Origin of the sequence: Paenibacillus polymyxa (genome assembly GCF_001719045.1) — a bacterium.
Lineage (GTDB): Bacteria > Bacillota > Bacilli > Paenibacillales > Paenibacillaceae > Paenibacillus > Paenibacillus polymyxa_B.
Genome location: NZ_CP015423.1, coordinates 2079742 through 2100367, shown reverse-complemented (window position 1 = coordinate 2100367; position 20626 = coordinate 2079742). Strand labels below are relative to the sequence as shown.

Here is a 20626-nt window from a genome sequence, read left to right as displayed (position 1 = left end):
GGCTTAGGATGTTCGCATGCTTACCGGCACCTTTTGTGCTGTTTCTTGTGTAGGGGTCGTCTTGAGGAGTGACAGATTGTGAATATTTTGATCATGGGCCCTCCGGGGGCTGGTAAAGGTACACAAGCAGATGTCATTGTGAAGGAATTCGGCATTCCTCATATCTCGACAGGTGATGCTTTTCGCCTAGCGATGAAACAGGGAACACCTATTGGCATTAAAGCTAAAGAATATATCGACAAGGGTGAACTTGTTCCGGATGACGTAACAATCGGTATCGTTGAAGAACGGCTACAACAGCCAGATTGCAAGAAAGGGTTCTTGCTGGACGGTTTTCCAAGAACTTTGGCTCAAGCTGAAGCCTTGGATCAAATTTTGGGTCGTTTGAATACGAAGCTAGATGACGTCATCAACTTGAAAGTGGATAGTGACAACTTGTTGGCACGAATCACAGGACGGCGGGTTTGTAAAAGCTGCGGAACTAGCTATCATATTGTCTTTAATCCTCCTAAGGTTGAAGGCATTTGCGATAAAGACGGTGGGGAACTCTATCAGCGTCCTGACGATAATGAAGATAGCGTAAGAACACGACTTGAAGAATATAGTAATAAAACAGCACCACTCCTCACGTTTTATGAGAACCAGAATCTTCTGCGTCATATTGACGGAGAACAGGATATTGATGTGGTTTCCCAAAATATCGTGTCCTTGTTGCGGGGTTAGCTGTAATGATCATTTGCAAGTCGGGGACGGAATCAAGCTTAATGAGGAAAGCTAAGAGAATAGATACGGAGACGGATCATCTCTTGGCAGGACACATCGAGCCCGGTATTACGACCGGTGAACTTGATCATTTAGCTGATCGGTATATTCGCAGTCAGGGAGCTGTGCCGTCTTTTAAAGGTTATAACGGTTTTCCTGCTAGCATTTGCGCTTCAGTCAACGAACAACTGGTGCACGGATTTCCCGGCAAACGCAAGTTAAACAAAGGCGATATCATCGCGAAAACTCGCCAGTTTACAATGTCGCATGCCATTCGGCAATATATTGAGAATCCAAACCGTGGTATTCCTGAGCAGGGGCCGAGGCTGAAAACCGGCATTGGGCTGGCTATTGAATCTATGATTCAGATAGGTTCTCACCATGTAGGGACGCTGGAAGACAACTGGACGGTCGTTACGATGAACGTAACCTCATGTGCTCATAACGAGCAAGCGGTGACGTGCGAAACGGGCGGCATGGACATTTTCACGAAACTGAGTGCGTAGGTGATTGGAATGATTCAGCAAGGAAACCTGCAAATCGGTCAGCTGGTGAAGATTCTGAAGGGCAGAGGTGCCGGACAGATTGCGGTTGTCGTTTCAGTAGCAGATAGCAGGTTTGTATATATTGCGGATGGGGATAAACGAAAGTTTGATCAAGCGAAGAAGAAAAATGTTCTTCATTTGGTGCCTCAGCCAAAGATTAGTAGCGAGATTGTAAACAGTTTAAACGAAAGCGGTCGGGTGACGAACGGAAAGCTGCGCCATGCAGTGAAAACTTTCCTGGACTCGTCCGAATACCAAGCTGAAGAGAAAGGAGACTGACTTTGGCCAAAGAAGATGTCATTGAGGTTGAAGGTACGGTAATCGAGCCACTACCGAACGCTACGTTCAAGGTAGAGCTGGAGAACGGTCATCAAATTCTTGCTCATGTTTCCGGAAAGCTGCGGATGCACTTTATCCGTATTTTGACAGGCGACAAGGTGGTTGTACAGTTATCGCCTTACGATTTAACCAAAGGCCGTATAACGTACCGCAAGTAATTCATGCAGGTTTTTATTAAACGTATGTCATTTAAAAAAACTTGTTTTGCTCGGCAAAACGATGTGAATGTTCACGAAGCGAGTTTTACCAGGGTAAAGCTTGGAGGAGGTAATCAACATGAAGGTAAGACCTTCTGTAAAACCTATTTGCGAAAAATGCAAAGTCATTCGCCGCAAAGGGAATGTAATGGTTATTTGCGAAAATCCGAAACACAAACAAAAACAAGGTTAATAGAAGGGGGTGTAGCGTAAAATGGCTCGTATAGCTGGTGTGGATTTGCCACGTGACAAACGCGTTGAGATCGCCTTGACTTACATTTTCGGAATCGGTAAAACGACTTCTCAGAAAATCTTGAAGGAAACAGGCATCAGTGCAAACACGCGTGTTCGTGATTTGACTGAAGATGAAGTGAGCAAATTACGTGAAACGATCGACAAAGAAGTTAAAGTAGAAGGCGATCTGCGTCGTGAAATTTCCTTGAATATTAAACGTCTGACTGAGATTGGCTGCTACCGTGGTGTTCGTCACCGTCGTGGATTGCCTGTTCGCGGACAACGTACTAAAACTAATGCTCGTACCCGTAAAGGTCCTCGTCGGACTGTAGCGAACAAAAAGAAATAAGAAGGGAGGATAACATTCAATGGCTAAACCGAAAAAAGTTGTACGTACAAAACGCCGTGACCGTAAAAATATCGAGACTGGCGTGGCACACATCCGTTCCACGTTCAACAACACGATCGTTACGATCACAGATCCACACGGTAACGCAATCTCTTGGGCCAGCTCAGGCGGCATGGGATTCCGTGGTTCCCGTAAATCTACTCCATTCGCAGCACAAATGGCTGCAGAAACTGCTGCTAAAGCTGCTATGGAACACGGCATGAAAACTGTCGAAGTCATGGTTAAAGGACCTGGTGCAGGTCGCGAAGCAGCAATTCGCTCTTTGCAAGCTGCTGGTTTGGAAGTTAACCTGATTAAAGACGTAACTCCGGTACCTCATAACGGATGCCGTCCTCCAAAACGTCGTCGCGTCTAATGAGATTTCTCCTCTGCGTGTAGTATAGATCCGGCACAAACTGCCAAGAATGGATGTTTAGGTATACTGCATGATAGACTATGGATAAGGTGAATGTTTCATATAGGAGCGACGTTTTGAAGGAGGGATATTGCAGTGATAGAAATCGAAAAGCCGAAAATTGAGACGGTTGACGTCAATGATGATGGCACCTATGGAAAATTCGTAGTAGAACCGCTGGAACGCGGATACGGTACGACGTTGGGTAACTCGCTTCGCCGTATTCTGTTATCCTCGTTACCGGGGGCAGCAGTCACATCGGTTCAGATCGATGGGGTTCTGCACGAGTTTGCAACGGTTCCCGGTGTGAAGGAAGACGTAACGGAGATCATTCTGAACTTGAAAGCTTTATCGCTTAAAATCCACTCGGATGAAGAGAAAGTACTCGAAATCGATGCGGAAGGCGAAGGAGTTGTAACGGCAGGAGATATCCGTGCGGATAGTGATGTGGAAATTCTTAATCCGGATCTTCACATTGCTACGCTCGGACCGGGTTCGAGACTTCACATGCGTATTTTTGCCAATCGCGGTCGCGGTTACGTTAAGCAGGATCGGAACAAACGTGATGACCAGCCGATCGGCGTCATTCCCGTCGACTCCATCTACACTCCGATTGCACGCGTGAACTACGGCGTAGAAAATACGCGTGTCGGCCAGGTTACGAATTACGACAAGCTGACACTTGAGGTTTGGACTGACGGAAGTATTCGTCCCGAGGAAGCAGTGAGCCTTGGAGCCAAAATTTTGACCGAGCATGTGATGTTGTTCGTGGGTCTCACGGACGAGGCAAAAGATGCTGAAATTATGGTTGAAAAAGAAGAAGACAAGAAAGAAAAAGTTCTTGAAATGACGATCGAAGAGCTGGATCTCTCCGTCCGTTCCTATAACTGCCTTAAGCGCGCTGGTATCAATACGGTACAAGAACTCACGACTAAATCTGAAGAAGATATGATGAAGGTCCGTAACTTGGGTCGCAAATCTTTGGAAGAAGTACAAGAGAAGCTTGAGGAACTTGGTTTAGGACTTCGTACGGAAGAATAGTACAGCAACGTTTTTGTGAAGGAGGGGAAATTACATGGCATACCAAAAATTGGGCCGTAACTCCAGTGCCCGTAAAGCTTTGTTTCGTGATTTGGTAACCGATCTGTTCTTGTATGAGCGTATCCAAACTACTGAGGCTAAAGCGAAAGAAGTTCGTTCTATTGCTGAAAAACTGATCACCAAAGCGAAAAAAGGAGATCTGCACGCACGTCGTCAAGTGGCTGCGTTCGTTCGCCGTGAAACTTTGGATGGTGAGCAGGATGCAATCCAAAAGCTGTTTAGCGAATTGGCTACACGTTACACTGAGCGTCCAGGTGGATACACTCGTATCTTGAAATTGGGACCTCGTCGTGGCGACGCCGCTCCAATGGTATATCTGGAATTGGTTGACCGCGCGTAGACAGGCGAAGATGAGGGAAGGGTGGACAGAATCGGCTTGATTCTGAACAACCCTTTTTTTCTCTTGGAGGAGTCCTTGAGGGACTTCTCCTTTGTTATGTTCGGTTATTCCTTGTAAGGCCAGAGACTACCCCTATAAAGGTGTGAGAAACATGCGGAACTTGTGCATGAAGGTGAACTATGACGGAACCCACTATGATGGCTTTCAGACGCAGCCTGACGGTAACACCATTCAGGACTGCCTTGAACATGCTATTTACTCATTGACGGGCGAGCGTCTTAAAATTACAGGCTCAGGCCGTACAGATGCAGGTGTACATGCATACGGGCAGGTATTCAATTTTCACACTGAATCGCCGATTCCGTTACAGCGCTGGTGTCTGGCACTTAATGCCTGGTTGCCTCGTGATATCATCGTTACGGATGCGAGAGAGGTGCCACTGTCCTTTCATGCACGCCGCATGGCGAAGCGGAAGACATATCGGTACAGCATTAATGCGAACCGGTTTCCGGACATCTTTCACCGTCGTACACAGGCCCATCATCCAACGAGACTGGATGTAAGAGCGATGGAGGAAGGGTTGGCTCATTTAGTGGGCACCTTTGACTATACTTCGTTCGCATCTCGACGTTCCCAAAAGACGAATCATGTTCGCACTATTTACGAAGCCTATATGACAGTAGACCATTCCTTTTCACGTCCGGGCTCGGATGATCAGGGAATTATCCATACTTATATTACAGGTAGCGGATTTTTACAGCACATGGTTCGGATTATTATGGGTACTTTGCTGGAAGTGGGAGAAGGCAAAAAATCGTCGGATGATATTCCTTCCATTTTGGAGGCGAAAAATCGTTCAAAGGCTGGACCTACGGCCGTTGGACACGCTTTAACGCTCTGGAATGTAGAGTACGACGAAAACATCAAAAAACATTGATTTTACCCTTGCGGAATTGATGGTTATCCTGTAATATAAAAGTTGTGTTTTCTTAATGGCTTTCCCACAGCCCCAATTAAGATGATCACTTTAAATTAACATCTAATCCATCAATAATGCAGCAACTTAACGAACGAAGATAAATGATGATTTCTGTTAACGAACTTAAGGAGGATACTTTTCATGCGTACTACGTATATGGCGAAGCCAAATGAAGTTGAGCGCAACTGGCACATCATTGATGCCGAAGGCAAAACGCTCGGCCGTCTGGCAAGCGAAGCGGCTGCGTTGATTCGCGGCAAACACAAGCCACAATTTACACCACATGTGGACACAGGTGATTTTGTTGTTGTAATCAATGCGGAAAAAATCGTATTGACCGGTAAAAAAATGGAGAACAAGAAATACTACCGTCACTCCCTGCATCCGGGTGGTCTGAAAGTAACGGTTGCACAAGAAATGGTTAAGAACAAGCCTGAGCGTATGTTAGAATTGGCTGTTCACGGTATGCTTCCTAAAACTCGTCAAGGCGAGAAAATGAAGCTGAGACTTAAAGCTTACAGAGGCACTGAGCATCCACATGCAGCACAAAAACCTGAAGTTTACGAACTTCGCGGATAATTAAAAGGGAGGACAGTTTCATGGCACAAGTACAATACTATGGGACAGGTCGTCGTAAACATTCGGTAGCTCGTGTTCGTCTCGTACCGGGTGAAGGACGCATTGTCATCAATAAGCGTGATATTAATGAATATTTCGGTTTGGAAACACTCAAACTGATCGTAAAACAACCACTGAACCTGACAGAAACAGTTGGCAGCTATGACGTACTCGTTATCGCTCATGGTGGTGGTATCTCTGGTCAAGCCGGCGCAATTCGCCACGGTATTTCCCGTGCTCTGTTGAAAGCAGATCCAGAATTCCGTCCAGCTTTGAAAAAAGCAGGTTTCTTGACTCGTGACCCACGTATGAAAGAACGTAAAAAATACGGTCTCAAAGCCGCTCGTCGTGCACCACAGTTCTCGAAACGTTAATATTTCGAATACAGAAGAACCTTTTCCTTATGGAAAGGGTTCTTTTTTATTTAGTCATTTCCTGATCATTATCCACATGTGGATAAGTAGACCTGCTCTAAAAGTTACAAGCTTCAGCATGTTTCAGCGAATACATAAATAACTGCATGCAAATGCACGGAATACGAAAAGTTATCCACCATGGAATTGAAGATGATATTGTTATACACAAATACAGTTTGCTATTTCAACGCAGTTTATTCTGTAATGTTTATAACCTGTGACTAAAAATATAATGTTCGGTTATTCTATATAGCCTCATCTTAATATTCTCTGCTAAGTGCTGTTTCACGAGGATACTTTGCTTTCACTTGTTTATGTAAAGTCCTCCTTGATATGTTCTGGCTGGCACTGTCTATGCCTCTTGTACAGCTGTTTTGGGCGTAGCTAGGGATACGGCAAGGAATACCTCTTTTTATTTGTGTGCACGGAGCAGAAGGACGGTCCTTAGCCTAGCAGTGTCCGCTTCCTAGGCTACTGCAATTGCAACGCCGATGTACATGTTACTGGTAATAGAAATAGTCTACACAGCAATCGCTCCAAACTATAACTGGGAGCACCATGTATTGTCCGACTGTCTAACCTCATAATATCGCCCCTCATTGATGACAGGCTTTAAATAGGCTTCTAGTAGCGATAAGAGTCTTGCTTGTGTCCAGTGATCAATTCCTCGGGAATTGCCGCTACGAGCGCTTTAGGATTGAATAGAGGTATACTAAGAGTTCAGCGCGCAGTCATTCCTTTTATAATTTTCAGAATGAAGGCATCGCTGACGCCAGAGCTCCAGAATAGTAGAGTGAAACCTAAAGTCATTTTCAATTCCCTCGGTTAGCATCCTTCGATAATCTTAGATTTAGAAACGATGCTTGCTTTCTTCTACAGATGGTTCTTGCTTGATCAAAGCAACCCAAAGCTGTTCAGCATTACCGATGGCTGCCGCGCACTGGGCCTATGGGCCATTTTTCAAATGTTTGGTATAAGAATATTTTATATAAAGTCAATGAACTTGATTGGATACGCAAGAAAGCATTAAAGAATGCTGACAGAGCAACATTCCTGCAAATTTAGGTGGATAAATGCTTGCATCAGGGCATTTTGCGGTGGATTGACAATGATTGTGAAAGTTTTATACTGTATTTAATCTTATTAGTTTAGTCGGTATTGGAGTGACACTTATTTATGAATCTTCATATGGAGGCGCATTGATAATGAATTTATTGGAGAAAGAAGCGTTGATTAGAGTCAAGGCAATTGAACTGGAAGAGGCTACGCCAGAGGAAATTATCCAGTATGCTGTTCTTACATTTCCCAATCTTACCTTTGCTTGTAGCTTCGGAGCAGAAGATGTAGTACTAGTAGATATGCTTCAAAAAATTAGCCCTTCCACCGACATTTTTTACTTGGACACCGACTTTCATTTTCAAGAAACTTATGATACGCGAGATCAGATGAAAGCCAGATATAACTTGGATTTTGTTAGGGTCTCTCCCTTAATTACTCCTGAAGAGCAAGCGGCTGAGCATGGAGAGGAACTGTGGAAAACAGATCCAAACACATGTTGTGGTATACGCAAAGTTGAGCCGCTGACACGTATTTTGTCACAATACGATGCATGGATTACCGGTATTCGCCGGGATCAGGCCCCTACCCGTGTGAATTCAAAAAAGGTAGAGTATGACGAAAAGTTTGGACTCGTTAAATTTAACCCCTTGGCAAGCTGGACATCCGAGGATGTATGGAACTATATCCGTACTCATGAAGTGCTGTATAATCCATTGCATGACCGCAATTATCCCAGTATTGGTTGTGAGCAATGTACCCGTGAGGTCCTACCAGGTGAAGATCCTCGTGCAGGTCGCTGGTCAGGTAATGAGAAAACGGAGTGCGGGCTCCATCAATAAAATGGTATTCAGGTAGCTATGAGTCATATTTATGAAGAGAAGGGAAGTGCATTATGACTGCAATTCTTCCGCATGGCGGAACACTTGTTGATAAAATCATTACAGGACCGAAGCAAAAAGCACTTTTGCAGGCCGCAGAGGAATTGTTTCCAATCCGTGTAAACTCATGGACCATTTCTGATCTGGATTTGATTGGAGTGGGGGCATTCTCTCCTTTGACGGGGTTTATGAATGAATCTGATTATCGGTCAGTGGTAACAGATATGCGTCTTGCCGATGGTACAGTCTGGAGTATTCCCATTACTCTTGCAGTTGCAGAAAGTGTAGCCAGTGAATTGAAATTAGGTCAGCAGGTGGCTTTGGTGGGTGAAACAGATGGTACTATTTATGCTGTACTTGATATTGAAAGTATTTATCAGGTAGATCAGGCTGAGGAAGCCAGACGAGTATTCAAGACGGATGACCCGGCTCATCCTGGCGTAAAAAAACTGTTAGATCGACCTGCTACGTATGTTGGTGGATGTGTGCAAGTGCTGAATCGGCCTGAGCCCACACAATTTAGTGAGTTTTACTATACACCATCACAGACACGCGACTATTTTGCAGAAAAAGGCTGGAAAACAGTAGTAGGATTTCAAACACGAAATCCGGTACACCGGGCACATGAGTACATCCAAAAAAGCGCGATGGAGATTGTGGATGCTTTGTTTCTAAACCCACTCGTTGGTGAAACCAAGTCAGATGACGTTCCGGCAGATGTGCGTATGAAGAGCTATCTGGTGCTGTTGGACAATTATTATCCGGCTGATCGGACTTTTCTGGGGGTATTTCCTGCTGCCATGCGATACGCGGGTCCTAGAGAGGCCATTTTCCATGCTATTGTGCGAAAAAACTATGGCTGCACCCATTTTATTGTTGGAAGGGATCATGCTGGTGTAGGAGACTATTATGGTACCTACGAAGCACAGGAAATTTTCAGGCACTTTACACCTGAAGAGCTGGGGATTACTCCATTGTTCTTTGAACACAGTTTTTATTGCACCCGATGTGGAAATATGGCCTCAAGTAAAACATGCCCACATCCCAAGGAGCATCATTTAACGCTCTCGGGCACCAAGGTACGGGAATTGTTGCGCTCTGGGGTTTGCCCGCCACCTGAATTTACACGACCAGAAGTCGCTCAAGTGCTGATTGAAGGTATGAAAGAATTTGTTCATGCCTGAGTTGTACTATCTACACGCCTCGTCCCATATAGATTATTAGTATCTGTATAGGACGGAGGCGTTTTGTTATGCAAAAAAATAATCGTAAAAACGAGGTTACACTGTGGATTCGCTATCGGACGTTGCAAAAAATGCTGTTGGGCTGTTGTCTCGCCGTTCTATTTATTACACTGGCATTGTATGAGATACCTGCTTCGAGAGCTTGGACCCATTGGAGTTTACCCCTTACTGGTAAAGTAATTGCCCTAGATGCTGGACACGGAGGGCCTGATGGAGGGGCGGTTAGCAAAGAAGGGATTATTGAAAAGGATATTAATCTGGCAATCGCTTTTTATTTGCGGGATTATTTACAGCAAGCAGGTGCTGTTGTTGTCATGACACGTGAGGATGATCGCGACCTGGCGCAGCAAGAAACGAAAGGTTATTCCAGAAGAAAAACGGAGGATTTGAAGCAGCGTGTGCGTATAATTGAGGAGCAGAAAGCAGACCTCTTTCTAAGTATCCATATGAACAGTATTCCGTCGAGCCGTTGGAGTGGAGCCCAAACCTTTTACGTACCTAACCATGCAGATAACGGGAATTTGGCGTCTTTAATTCAGGAAGAGATCAAACGCAACTTGGAAAATACGGACAGAGTGGCTAAGACCGTGAACACAGTTTATTTATTGAAAGCTCTCAAAATGCCATCAGCTCTTGTAGAAGTAGGATTTTTGTCCCATCCTGAGGAAGCTAGACGACTTAGTGACGTGAACTATCAAAGGCAGGTGGCGGCGTCCATATATAAGGGGATTTTGCGTTACAGTGCCGGGGAAAAGGGGATCTCACCAGCACCTGAAGCCAGATAGTGGTATACTGTAAGTGTTTACCACTCCGTAATTCATTAAAGCAGAGGTGCTGATAATTCATGCAATCAAGAGAGCAAGTTATAGAGCTACTTCAACAAGTGCGGGAGCCTCATACAGGACGCCGTCTAGTCGATCTCCATTTTATTCGGGATGTGGTGGTTAAAGAGGATCGGGTATCCTTGACTGCCATTACCCTGAATAGCCAGGAAGAGACGCTGAAAGAGTTGGAACGAGAAATACGGCAGACATTAGAAGAGGCGGGATTAAGTCACGTTCATATTCGTATTCGTGAGGCATCTGAGCATGAAAAGTCTGCCCTTCAAAATGGAGAGGAGGCCGAGGAAGCGGCTGACCCGGTTTTGACCAAAGGACATGCTGTTGGCATGGAAGAACATGAGCTGCTTAGCCCAGCATCTGGCGTACGATTTATTGCCATTGCAAGCGGAAAAGGTGGTGTCGGAAAATCGACAGTAGCTGTAAATTTGGCGGCTGCTTTAGCTAGACAGGGGAAGCGTGTGGGTTTGATTGATGCGGATATCTATGGATTCAGTGTGCCGGATATGATTGGAGTAGAGGATGTGCCTACTGTCGAAGATGGTATCATTCAGCCAGTGGAGCGATTTGGTATCAAAATCATGTCTATGGGCTTCTTTGTTAGAGAAAACAACCCGGTGATCTGGAGAGGTCCCATGCTGGGGAGAATGCTCAGACAGTTTTTTAGTGATGTCGAATGGGGAAAACTGGACTATATGATTCTCGATTTACCACCAGGCACTGGCGATGTAGCGCTTGACGTACATCAAATGATTCCGCAGAGTGAAGAAATCATTGTCACTACTCCACATGCAACGGCGGCTTTTGTAGCTGCACGTGCAGGCGCAATGGCGCTTCAAACGGATCATAAGGTCATCGGCGTTGTGGAGAACATGTCTTATTATGTGTCCTCCACTGGAGAAAAGGATTATGTTTTTGGGCGAGGAGGGGGGGCTATGCTGGCAGACACTCTTCATACAAAACTTCTTGCTCAAATTCCGCTGGGTATTCCAGATAACCATCCGTCAGAGGCCGACTTTTCTCCATCTGTATATAAATCTGAGTCTGCTACGGGGACCATTTACAATGATATTGCTGCTCAGATTACGATTTTGCACACGGAATCTGAATAAAGAAAAAAGGCTGGTTTATTAAACCAGCCTTTTTATTATTGGCTTCCTCCTTGTTCTCCTTCGCCCCCACCTTCGCTACCTCCACCACCACCACCTTGCTTATCGCCGCCTGCACCGCTTTGCTCACCGGTTTTTTTCTCAACCTTGGGTTGAAGCTCCTCTTGTACGACGGTTTTGAGTAAATTCATAACCTCAAGTCGGAAAATCGGATTTTGCATGGCATCATGCATGACTGTCATAGATTGTTTGCGATATTCAGGGGTTTTAGTTAAGTCCATATACATTTTGGTTAATTCTGGTGACTTGAGCATTGCTTCAATTGATTTTTGATAAGAAGGGTCTTTTATAAGTTGCATATGAAGCTGTTTGCTTTGGCTGTTGATGGCTTTGGCAAATTCTCCGGCAAAACGTGGATCAGTCATAATTTTTTCGATTTCTTTTTTATATTCAGGTGATACCAAAGTATCTTTGACTGCGATCTTCATCTGTTCAGCCGATTGCATGGGCATAAGCATTTTCATTCCCATGCTACCACCAGACCCACCACCAGACCCACCCTCTTCACTGCTTTGACCGGATTGTCCTTCTTTGGATGAACTGTTTTCCCCGGTTAAAGCCTCCTCTACCGCTTTTTTTCCGTCATCGCTTTTCAGGATATCGACAACCATCGTTTTCATCTCTTTATAACTGTTCTGGGGGGGCGCAGAACCCTGATCCGAGCCGCATCCACTCAGTGCAACGCCCAGTACGCATACCGTGCTAACAAATCGCAAACGAGTCCAATTCATGGCCGTATTCCTCCTTCATCATGAATGTGGATAGTATGCGGATGAATGGGGAGAAATATGTCGATTTGCTTTTGGTTTTTAGCTGAGAACGATGTAAAATAACTCCTTAAAGACCCAGTGCCTGATCGCGTACCTCTTTGCCTTTTACTGTACCCTGTTGAAGCAGTTCAGATACAGTCACGAATTCATAGCCTTGTGCTCGCAACTTGTCGATAATGACCGGCAGGGCTTCATGCGTTTGTTTACAGGAATCACTGGCATGCAGAAGGACGATATCGCCAGGATGCGCTTTATTTACAACACGGTCGATTATGACCTGAGTACCAGGGTTTTTCCAGTCCAGGGAATCTGTATCCCACTGAATGGTTTTGTAGCCTAAAGTGCCGGCAACCTGAAGGACTCTTTTATCAAAGTCGCCATTAGGCATACGGATCAACTTCGGGGACTGTCCCGTCAGTTCGGTTAATGTGGTATGAGCAATTGAAATCTGCTTACGAATATCTTCATCGCTTAAGCTACTGTAATTTTCGTGTTTATGGCCATGACTGCCGATCTCAAATCCGCTTTCTTTAATCTGATTCACAAGTTCCGGATGTGTTTTACTCCAAGGGGCAGAAAGAAAAAAGGTGGACTTGGTCACTTTCTTATCCTCAAGGACTTTTAAGATGGGGGCAGTGCGCTTATCGCCCCAACTAATATCAAAGGTGAGAGCGATCAACTTTTTGTCCGTGGGCACACTATAAATAGCGGTTGGTGCTTCCTCGGAAAAAACTGTAACATTATCGGTTTCTACATAAATGACTCCGACAGTAAAGATGGCTGCAGCCATTACGATTAAGAATCGTTTGATTTTTTTACCGTTTAATACATAAAAAAAAGAATTCATGGTTAATAACGCCCCTTTCATCCTAGAAGTGCTTGTTTACTTAAAGCTATGCCAGGGGTTGTCAATTATTCCATTGGGCTAATAGGAGGAATTATCAAATGGGACTAAACGCATTTTTTCACGACTTACACATGACAAGACGGTTGATTTTAATCTCTGCACTTCTTTTCTGCACAAGTATTATAGTGGGGTGGTTAAGTACAGGCACTATTCAATCCATGCTGGCGCAACAAATGGAGGGACTGGGAGAAGTAGCGCAGCACTTGCAGAATTCTGAGCATCCACAATGGAGTTTTTTTGTATTTATCTTTTTCAATAATGCAATTAAATGTGTGCTGGTCATATTTATGGGGGCTGTATTTGGAATCGTACCGTTTATATTTTTGATTGTGAACGGTATGGTTTTAGGGTTTGTAGTACACTTGCAGACAGATATGGGAAGAAGTATGTATGAAGTTGTTGTAAAAGGGTTGCTGCCTCACGGTGTGATTGAATTGCCTGTTTTGATTATCGCCTGTGCCTTCGGATTGAAGTTTGGAATTAACATAATGTCTACTATAGGTACAAGCATAGGGCTAAAGCGCAAAGGAACTGGCCCATCGTGGAATGTATTTATGAAACAAACGTTGAGGGTGTCCCTATGGTCTGTCATCTTACTGCTTATAGCAGCTGCTATTGAGAGTGGCATAACTTATCGTTTATTGTCACAATAAAATATTATGGCCAATTATTTATATATTTCCTGAAAATTGAACATAACAAAGGGGAGAGCTTAAAGAGAAGCTGAAGATTAATCGGGGGAAGTTTGAAACCTTAGCAGTTGAGTTTAAAAACAGGTAAAGATTGGAACAATAGTTGAGCAAATATAAGTACTATATAATCTGCTGATAAGGGAGTTTGGTCATATGTTGGGAATGCTGTTTAACGAAAAAGAATGCAAGGAACTTGACTACGTTCTTCGTAAGGAGCTAGATGAAATGCTGCTTGATATGAGCGATACTCGATTGGATCAAGATATTCGCTACGCAATCGCACTTCGATATAAAACAGTCTTCCGCATGTATGCCCGTTTTGCACCCGCCAAGGAACTATCAAAATATGCTCGCAGAGGGCGAGTCCCACAAACCAAACAATAGATAGGTTAGAAAACATATCAGAGATATCAGGAAGTAAACTATTTTAAAAAGCTTATACTTTCTGATATCAAAAAAAGTATTGACTCTATTCAATATTCATGGTAAATTAATTTTCGTTCCTTTTTGAAGGATTTGCTCGAAAAAAGAAATTAAAAAAAACTCTTGCAAATTCTAAAAAGAGATGATATATTATAAAGGTCGCCACTGAGACGCGGTGACGAAACAAAGTAAGACATTATGCAAGTTTGATCTTTGAAAACTGAACAACGAGTGAGTACGGATTTTGTTTACGAAATCCAACGCAGAAATTTTGGTACATGCCATTAGGTTGTATGAAATGGAAGCGAAAATGAGATATTTTATCTCGTCAGTTTCAAAATGAGCTTATCGCTCTTTCTATAAACCAACTTCGGTTGGTCTTTAATGGAGAGTTTGATCCTGGCTCAGGACGAACGCTGGCGGCGTGCCTAATACATGCAAGTCGAGCGGGGTTATGTAGAAGCTTGCTTCTACATAACCTAGCGGCGGACGGGTGAGTAACACGTAGGCAACCTGCCCACAAGACAGGGATAACTACCGGAAACGGTAGCTAATACCCGATATATCCTTTTCCTGCATGGGAGAAGGAGGAAAGACGGAGCAATCTGTCACTTGTGGATGGGCCTGCGGCGCATTAGCTAGTTGGTGGGGTAAAGGCCTACCAAGGCGACGATGCGTAGCCGACCTGAGAGGGTGATCGGCCACACTGGGACTGAGACACGGCCCAGACTCCTACGGGAGGCAGCAGTAGGGAATCTTCCGCAATGGGCGAAAGCCTGACGGAGCAACGCCGCGTGAGTGATGAAGGTTTTCGGATCGTAAAGCTCTGTTGCCAGGGAAGAACGTCTTGTAGAGTAACTGCTACAAGAGTGACGGTACCTGAGAAGAAAGCCCCGGCTAACTACGTGCCAGCAGCCGCGGTAATACGTAGGGGGCAAGCGTTGTCCGGAATTATTGGGCGTAAAGCGCGCGCAGGCGGCTCTTTAAGTCTGGTGTTTAATCCCGAGGCTCAACTTCGGGTCGCACTGGAAACTGGGGAGCTTGAGTGCAGAAGAGGAGAGTGGAATTCCACGTGTAGCGGTGAAATGCGTAGAGATGTGGAGGAACACCAGTGGCGAAGGCGACTCTCTGGGCTGTAACTGACGCTGAGGCGCGAAAGCGTGGGGAGCAAACAGGATTAGATACCCTGGTAGTCCACGCCGTAAACGATGAATGCTAGGTGTTAGGGGTTTCGATACCCTTGGTGCCGAAGTTAACACATTAAGCATTCCGCCTGGGGAGTACGGTCGCAAGACTGAAACTCAAAGGAATTGACGGGGACCCGCACAAGCAGTGGAGTATGTGGTTTAATTCGAAGCAACGCGAAGAACCTTACCAGGTCTTGACATCCCTCTGACCGGTCTAGAGATAGACCTTTCCTTCGGGACAGAGGAGACAGGTGGTGCATGGTTGTCGTCAGCTCGTGTCGTGAGATGTTGGGTTAAGTCCCGCAACGAGCGCAACCCTTATGCTTAGTTGCCAGCAGGTCAAGCTGGGCACTCTAAGCAGACTGCCGGTGACAAACCGGAGGAAGGTGGGGATGACGTCAAATCATCATGCCCCTTATGACCTGGGCTACACACGTACTACAATGGCCGGTACAACGGGAAGCGAAATCGCGAGGTGGAGCCAATCCTAGAAAAGCCGGTCTCAGTTCGGATTGTAGGCTGCAACTCGCCTACATGAAGTCGGAATTGCTAGTAATCGCGGATCAGCATGCCGCGGTGAATACGTTCCCGGGTCTTGTACACACCGCCCGTCACACCACGAGAGTTTACAACACCCGAAGTCGGTGGGGTAACCCGCAAGGGAGCCAGCCGCCGAAGGTGGGGTAGATGATTGGGGTGAAGTCGTAACAAGGTAGCCGTATCGGAAGGTGCGGCTGGATCACCTCCTTTCTATGGAGAATCGTTTCCTGCAACGGAAACATTCAAATATGAAGCGTAAGCTTCAAAAACTACTCACTCGTTGCTCAGTTTTGAGAGCTCAAACTCTCGAACGTTTGGTGGCGATAGCGGAGGGGTTCCACACGTACCCATCCCGAACACGACCGTTAAGCCCTCCAGCGCCGATGGTACTTGGACCGCAGGGTCCTGGGAGAGTAGGACGTCGCCAAGCGCAACCACTAAAGAAGAACTTCTTTGGTGGTTTATTATGGGCCCTTAGCTCAGCTGGTTAGAGCGCACCCCTGATAAGGGTGAGGTCGGTGGTTCGAGTCCACTAGGGCCCACCATATAACTTTATATTTCCTTTTGGGGCCATAGCTCAGCTGGGAGAGCGCCTGCCTTGCAAGCAGGAGGTCAGCGGTTCGATCCCGCTTGGCTCCACCAAAAAGATTTATTATCATTGCACCTTGAAAACTGGATACCGAAACGAAATTGCGTTTTAGAATATTCCTTTAAGCTGATCTTGTGTAAACAAGTGAAATAAAGGTAGCAGATAAGGAAAGATCTTTTGCCTTTGGCAAAAATCATTCTTTATCGAACATCGACATTTTCTTTCTTCGAAAGAAAAGTCTAGGTTAAGCTACAAAGAGCACACGGAGGATGCCTAGGCGCCAGGAGCCGACGAAGGACGTGGCGAACAACGATAAAGCCTCGGGGAGCTGTAAGCAAGCTTTGATCCGGGATGTCCGAATGGGGAAACCCGGCTGTCTTCATCGACAGTCACTTTCTGCTGAATACATAGGCAGAATAGAGGCAGACCAGGGGAACTGAAACATCTAAGTACCCTGAGGAAGAGAAAACAATAGTGATTCCGTCAGTAGCGGCGAGCGAACGCGGATTAGCCCAAACCAAGGAGCTTGCTCCTTGGGGTTGTGGGACGTCTCACATGGAGTTACAAAGGAACCGGTTAGATGAAGAGGTCTGGAAAGGCCCGCCAGAGAAGGTAAAAGCCCTGTAGTTCAAAACTTGTTCCCTCCGAGACGGATCCCGAGTAGTGCGGGGCACGTGAAACCCCGTATGAATCCGGCAGGACCATCTGCCAAGGCTAAATACTCCCTGGCGACCGATAGTGAAGCAGTACCGTGAGGGAAAGGTGAAAAGCACCCCGGAAGGGGAGTGAAATAGATCCTGAAACCGTGTGCTTACAAGAAGTCAGAGCCCTATTGATGGGTGATGGCGTGCCTTTTGTAGAATGAACCGGCGAGTTACGTTCCCGTGCAAGGTTAAGGTGAAGAGCTGAAGCCGCAGCGAAAGCGAGTCTGAATAGGGCGATCTTGAGTACGTGGACGTAGACCCGAAACCGGGTGATCTACCCCTGTCCAGGGTGAAGGTGCGGTAACACGCACTGGAGGCCCGAACCCACGCATGTTGAAAAATGCGGGGATGAGGTGGGGGTAGCGGAGAAATTCCAATCGAACCCGGAGATAGCTGGTTCTCCCCGAAATAGCTTTAGGGCTAGCCTCGGAAAGAAGAATCGTGGAGGTAGAGCACTGATTGGGTGCGGGGCCCGCAAGGGTTACCAAGCTCAGTCAAACTCCGAATGCCATCGATTTAGTTCCGGGAGTCAGACAGTGAGTGCTAAGATCCATTGTCGAAAGGGAAACAGCCCAGACCATCAGCTAAGGTCCCCAAGTGTGTGTTAAGTGGGAAAGGATGTGGAGTTGCACAGACAACCAGGATGTTGGCTTAGAAGCAGCCACCATTGAAAGAGTGCGTAATAGCTCACTGGTCGAGTGACTCTGCGCCGAAAATGTAACGGGGCTAAACACACCACCGAAGCTATGGCTTGATGCTTGCATCAGGGGTAGGGGAGCGTTGAATGCGGGTTGAAGGTGTACCGTAAGGAGCGCTGGACTGCATTCAAGTGAGAATGCCGGTATGAGTAACGAAAAGATCTGTGAGAATCAGATCCGCCGAAAGCCTAAGGGTTCCTGAGGAAGGTTCGTCCGCTCAGGGTAAGTCGGGACCTAAGGCGAGGCCGATAGGCGTAGTCGAAGGACAACAGGTCGAAATTCCTGTACCACCGTAATCCGTTATGAGCGATGGGGTGACGCAGTAGGGTAGTGACGCGGACTGATGGATGTCCGTCTAAGCAGTGAGGCTGGTGTGTAGGCAAATCCGCACATCGTAAGGCTGGGCTGTGATGGGGAGCGAAAATTATAGTAGCGAAGGTCATGATCTCAGACTGCCAAGAAAAGCCTCTAGCCAGGAGAAGGTGCCCGTACCGCAAACCGACACAGGTAGGCGAGAAGAGAATTCTAAGGCGCGCGGAAGAACTCTCGTTAAGGAACTCGGCAAAATGACCCCGTAACTTCGGGAGAAGGGGTGCCTCGGTAGGGTGAATAGCCCGAGGGGGCCGCAGTGAAAAGGCCCAAGCGACTGTTTAGCAAAAACACAGGTCTGTGCGAAGCCGCAAGGCGAAGTATACGGGCTGACGCCTGCCCGGTGCTGGAAGGTTAAGGGGAGTGGTAAGCCCTTCGGGGCGAAGCTATGAACCGAAGCCCCAGTAAACGGCGGCCGTAACTATAACGGTCCTAAGGTAGCGAAATTCCTTGTCAGGTAAATTCTGACCCGCACGAATGGCGTAACGACTTGGGCGCTGTCTCAACGAGAGATCCGGTGAAATTTTAATACCTGTGAAGATGCAGGTTACCCGCGACAAGACGGAAAGACCCCATGGAGCTTTACTGCAGCTTGATATTGAATTTGGGTACGATCTGTACAGGATAGGTGGGAGCCGTTGAATCTTGAGCGCCAGCTTGAAGGGAGGCATCCTTGGGATACCACCCTGATCGTATCTAGGTTCTAACTTGGTACCGTGACCCGGTGCGAGGACAGTGTCAGGTGGGCAGTTTGACTGGGGCGGTCGCCTCCTAAAGAGTAACGGAGGCGCCCCAAGGTTCCCTCAGAATGGTTGGAAATCATTCGAAGAGTGCAAAGGCAGAAGGGAGCTTGACTGCGAGACCTACAAGTCGAGCAGGGACGAAAGTCGGGCTTAGTGATCCGGTGGTACCGCATGGAAGGGCCATCGCTCAACGGATAAAAGCTACCCTGGGGATAACAGGCTTATCTCCCCAAGAGTCCACATCGACGGGGAGGTTTGGCACCTCGATGTCGGCTCATCGCATCCTGGGGCTGAAGTAGGTCCCAAGGGTTGGGCTGTTCGCCCATTAAAGCGGTACGCGAGCTGGGTTCAGAACGTCGTGAGACAGTTCGGTCCCTATCTGTCGTGGGCGTAGGAAATTTGAGAGGAGCTGTCCTTAGTACGAGAGGACCGGGATGGACGTACCGCTGGTGTACCAGTTGTTCCGCCAGGAGCACCGCTGGGTAGCTATGTACGGAAGGGATAAGCGCTGAAAGCATCTAAGCGTGAAGCCCCCCTCAAGATGAGATTTCCCAATGAGTAAGACCCCTTGAAGACGACGAGGTAGATAGGTTGGGGGTGGAAGTGCAGTAATGCATGGAGCTGACCAATACTAATCGGTCGAGGGCTTATCCTAAAGAATAAAATGCAAATAAGTTTCGGATCCAGTTTTCAGGGTGTAAGTTTTGTATTGTATAAGCCCAAGTGGCTTATGTGAAACAAGCGAACACACAGCATTTGGCGATGCTGATTCCTGAAAAAGAATTTACGATGTAAATTCATGTTTGGTGGCGATAGCGGAGGGGTTCCACACGTACCCATCCCGAACACGACCGTTAAGCCCTCCAGCGCCGATGGTACTTGGACCGCAGGGTCCTGGGAGAGTAGGACGTCGCCAAGCAGAGCTTTATGATTAATATTCCCTGATAGCTCAGTTGGTAGAGCACTCGACTGTTAATCGAGTTGTCACAGGTTCGAGTCCTGTTCGGGGAGCCATTTGCTCTCATAGCTCAGCAGGTAGAGTGCATCCATGGTAAGGATGAGGTCACCGGTTCGAACCCGGTTGAGAGCTTGTTATAAGATGGCCCGTTGGTCAAGGGGTTAAGACACCTCCCTTTCACGGAGGTAACAGGGGTTCGAATCCCCTACGGGTCATAGGATAGTATGGAGGCTTAGCTCAGCTGGGAGAGCATCTGCCTTACAAGCAGAGGGTCGGGGGTTCGAGCCCCTCAGCCTCCACCATTTTTCATCCTCTTACCTGGATGAAATCTTGGGGAATTGTGAATCATATGCATATTGGGGATTAGCCAAGCGGTAAGGCAACGGACTTTGACTCCGTCATGCATAGGTTCAAATCCTATATCCCCAGCCATTAAGAGCCATTAGCTCAGTTGGTAGAGCACCTGACTTTTAATCAGGGTGTCGAAGGTTCGAGTCCTTCATGGCTCACCATTGTATTACAT

20 protein-coding genes, 8 tRNA genes and 4 rRNA genes are annotated in these 20626 nt (G+C 46.6%); 30 read left to right on the top strand and 2 right to left on the bottom strand.

Going from position 1 to position 20626, the window contains the following annotated elements:
* The first annotated feature begins 78 nt into the window (after positions 1 to 78).
* The 16 genes from AOU00_RS09430 (at position 79) to AOU00_RS09355 (ending at position 11466) form a co-directional block, all read left to right on the top strand.
* A complete protein-coding gene (locus AOU00_RS09430; RefSeq protein ID WP_061831398.1) occupies positions 79 to 723 on the top strand; it encodes an adenylate kinase in 645 nt (214 codons plus the stop codon).
* Between the two features lie 5 nt (positions 724 to 728).
* Positions 729 to 1268: a M24 family metallopeptidase gene (locus AOU00_RS09425; protein ID WP_061831399.1), complete on the top strand. Its 540-nt coding sequence runs from the start codon at positions 729 to 731 to the stop codon at positions 1266 to 1268.
* Positions 1269 to 1277: 9 nt separating this feature from the next.
* The gene (locus AOU00_RS09420; protein WP_013312145.1) at positions 1278 to 1586 is read left to right on the top strand and encodes a KOW domain-containing RNA-binding protein; all 309 of its coding nucleotides are present in this window, start codon (positions 1278 to 1280) and stop codon (positions 1584 to 1586) included.
* A gap of 2 nt (positions 1587 to 1588) precedes the next feature.
* Positions 1589 to 1804 (top strand): translation initiation factor IF-1, encoded by a 216-nt coding sequence (infA, locus tag AOU00_RS09415; RefSeq protein ID WP_006212898.1) that lies wholly within the window; start codon positions 1589 to 1591, stop codon positions 1802 to 1804.
* Positions 1805 to 1922: 118 nt separating this feature from the next.
* On the top strand, positions 1923 to 2036 hold the full coding sequence (rpmJ, locus tag AOU00_RS09410; RefSeq protein WP_003333770.1) for a 50S ribosomal protein L36: 114 nt from the start codon (positions 1923 to 1925) through the stop codon (positions 2034 to 2036).
* 21 nt (positions 2037 to 2057) lie between these two features.
* Positions 2058 to 2426 carry a 30S ribosomal protein S13 gene (gene rpsM / locus AOU00_RS09405; RefSeq protein ID WP_007432560.1) on the top strand — a complete coding sequence of 123 codons (369 nt, stop codon included), beginning with the start codon at positions 2058 to 2060 and terminating at the stop codon, positions 2424 to 2426.
* A gap of 19 nt (positions 2427 to 2445) precedes the next feature.
* Positions 2446 to 2841 carry a 30S ribosomal protein S11 gene (gene rpsK / locus AOU00_RS09400; protein ID WP_013312144.1) on the top strand — a complete coding sequence of 132 codons (396 nt, stop codon included), beginning with the start codon at positions 2446 to 2448 and terminating at the stop codon, positions 2839 to 2841.
* A 135-nt stretch (positions 2842 to 2976) separates the two neighbouring features.
* Complete coding sequence (locus tag AOU00_RS09395) at positions 2977 to 3921, top strand: DNA-directed RNA polymerase subunit alpha (RefSeq protein ID WP_007432558.1); 945 nt, start codon at positions 2977 to 2979, stop codon at positions 3919 to 3921.
* Positions 3922 to 3955: 34 nt separating this feature from the next.
* Entirely contained in the window at positions 3956 to 4321 is a 366-nt protein-coding gene (rplQ, locus tag AOU00_RS09390; protein ID WP_013312143.1) for a 50S ribosomal protein L17, read from the top strand.
* Between the two features lie 151 nt (positions 4322 to 4472).
* Positions 4473 to 5258, top strand: coding sequence for a tRNA pseudouridine(38-40) synthase TruA (truA, locus tag AOU00_RS09385; protein WP_061831400.1), 786 nt, complete (start codon positions 4473 to 4475; stop codon positions 5256 to 5258).
* A 183-nt stretch (positions 5259 to 5441) separates the two neighbouring features.
* Entirely contained in the window at positions 5442 to 5879 is a 438-nt protein-coding gene (rplM, locus tag AOU00_RS09380) for a 50S ribosomal protein L13 (protein ID WP_013312141.1), read from the top strand.
* Between the two features lie 20 nt (positions 5880 to 5899).
* Complete coding sequence (gene rpsI, locus AOU00_RS09375; protein ID WP_013312140.1) at positions 5900 to 6292, top strand: 30S ribosomal protein S9; 393 nt, start codon at positions 5900 to 5902, stop codon at positions 6290 to 6292.
* Positions 6293 to 7539: 1247 nt separating this feature from the next.
* Complete coding sequence (locus tag AOU00_RS09370) at positions 7540 to 8232, top strand: phosphoadenylyl-sulfate reductase (RefSeq protein ID WP_069290481.1); 693 nt, start codon at positions 7540 to 7542, stop codon at positions 8230 to 8232.
* A 53-nt stretch (positions 8233 to 8285) separates the two neighbouring features.
* Positions 8286 to 9455: a sulfate adenylyltransferase gene (gene sat, locus AOU00_RS09365; protein WP_061831402.1), complete on the top strand. Its 1170-nt coding sequence runs from the start codon at positions 8286 to 8288 to the stop codon at positions 9453 to 9455.
* A gap of 68 nt (positions 9456 to 9523) precedes the next feature.
* On the top strand, positions 9524 to 10300 hold the full coding sequence (gene cwlD, locus AOU00_RS09360) for an N-acetylmuramoyl-L-alanine amidase CwlD (protein ID WP_061831403.1): 777 nt from the start codon (positions 9524 to 9526) through the stop codon (positions 10298 to 10300).
* A 59-nt stretch (positions 10301 to 10359) separates the two neighbouring features.
* Positions 10360 to 11466 (top strand): Mrp/NBP35 family ATP-binding protein, encoded by a 1107-nt coding sequence (locus AOU00_RS09355; RefSeq protein WP_069290480.1) that lies wholly within the window; start codon positions 10360 to 10362, stop codon positions 11464 to 11466.
* A 35-nt stretch (positions 11467 to 11501) separates the two neighbouring features.
* Here AOU00_RS09355 and gerD read toward each other — a convergent pair whose 3' ends face one another.
* Together gerD and pdaB are read right to left on the bottom strand one after the other, a co-directional pair.
* The gene (gerD, locus tag AOU00_RS09350; RefSeq protein ID WP_061831405.1) at positions 11502 to 12254 is read right to left on the bottom strand and encodes a spore germination lipoprotein GerD; all 753 of its coding nucleotides are present in this window, start codon (positions 12252 to 12254) and stop codon (positions 11502 to 11504) included.
* A 106-nt stretch (positions 12255 to 12360) separates the two neighbouring features.
* Positions 12361 to 13140 (bottom strand): polysaccharide deacetylase family sporulation protein PdaB, encoded by a 780-nt coding sequence (gene pdaB / locus AOU00_RS09345; RefSeq protein ID WP_061831406.1) that lies wholly within the window; start codon positions 13138 to 13140, stop codon positions 12361 to 12363.
* Positions 13141 to 13238: 98 nt separating this feature from the next.
* Here pdaB and AOU00_RS09340 point away from each other — a divergent pair, with 98 nt between their 5' ends.
* The 14 genes from AOU00_RS09340 (at position 13239) to AOU00_RS09275 (ending at position 20615) form a co-directional block, all read left to right on the top strand.
* Positions 13239 to 13853, top strand: coding sequence for a stage II sporulation protein M (locus AOU00_RS09340; protein ID WP_069290479.1), 615 nt, complete (start codon positions 13239 to 13241; stop codon positions 13851 to 13853).
* A 192-nt stretch (positions 13854 to 14045) separates the two neighbouring features.
* A complete protein-coding gene (locus AOU00_RS09335; protein WP_013312131.1) occupies positions 14046 to 14276 on the top strand; it encodes a hypothetical protein in 231 nt (76 codons plus the stop codon).
* 420 nt (positions 14277 to 14696) lie between these two features.
* Positions 14697 to 16252 (top strand): 16S ribosomal RNA (locus AOU00_RS09330).
* Positions 16253 to 16355: 103 nt separating this feature from the next.
* Positions 16356 to 16472, top strand: a 5S ribosomal RNA gene (rrf, locus tag AOU00_RS09325).
* Positions 16473 to 16510: 38 nt separating this feature from the next.
* Positions 16511 to 16587 (top strand) — tRNA-Ile (locus AOU00_RS09320).
* A 21-nt stretch (positions 16588 to 16608) separates the two neighbouring features.
* A tRNA-Ala gene (locus tag AOU00_RS09315) sits at positions 16609 to 16684 on the top strand.
* 189 nt (positions 16685 to 16873) lie between these two features.
* Positions 16874 to 19800, top strand: a 23S ribosomal RNA gene (locus AOU00_RS09310).
* 147 nt (positions 19801 to 19947) lie between these two features.
* Positions 19948 to 20064 (top strand): 5S ribosomal RNA (rrf, locus tag AOU00_RS09305).
* The 16S, 23S and 5S rRNA genes sit together here with 8 tRNA genes alongside, the layout of an rRNA operon.
* A 19-nt stretch (positions 20065 to 20083) precedes the next feature.
* A tRNA-Asn gene (locus tag AOU00_RS09300) sits at positions 20084 to 20159 on the top strand.
* A 3-nt stretch (positions 20160 to 20162) separates the two neighbouring features.
* A tRNA-Thr gene (locus AOU00_RS09295) sits at positions 20163 to 20235 on the top strand.
* 11 nt (positions 20236 to 20246) lie between these two features.
* Positions 20247 to 20318: transfer RNA gene (locus tag AOU00_RS09290), tRNA-Glu, on the top strand.
* An 11-nt stretch (positions 20319 to 20329) separates the two neighbouring features.
* Positions 20330 to 20405: transfer RNA gene (locus tag AOU00_RS09285), tRNA-Val, on the top strand.
* A 55-nt stretch (positions 20406 to 20460) separates the two neighbouring features.
* Positions 20461 to 20535, top strand: a tRNA-Gln gene (locus tag AOU00_RS09280).
* A gap of 4 nt (positions 20536 to 20539) precedes the next feature.
* Positions 20540 to 20615, top strand: a tRNA-Lys gene (locus AOU00_RS09275).
* Positions 20616 to 20626: the final 11 nt, after the last annotated feature.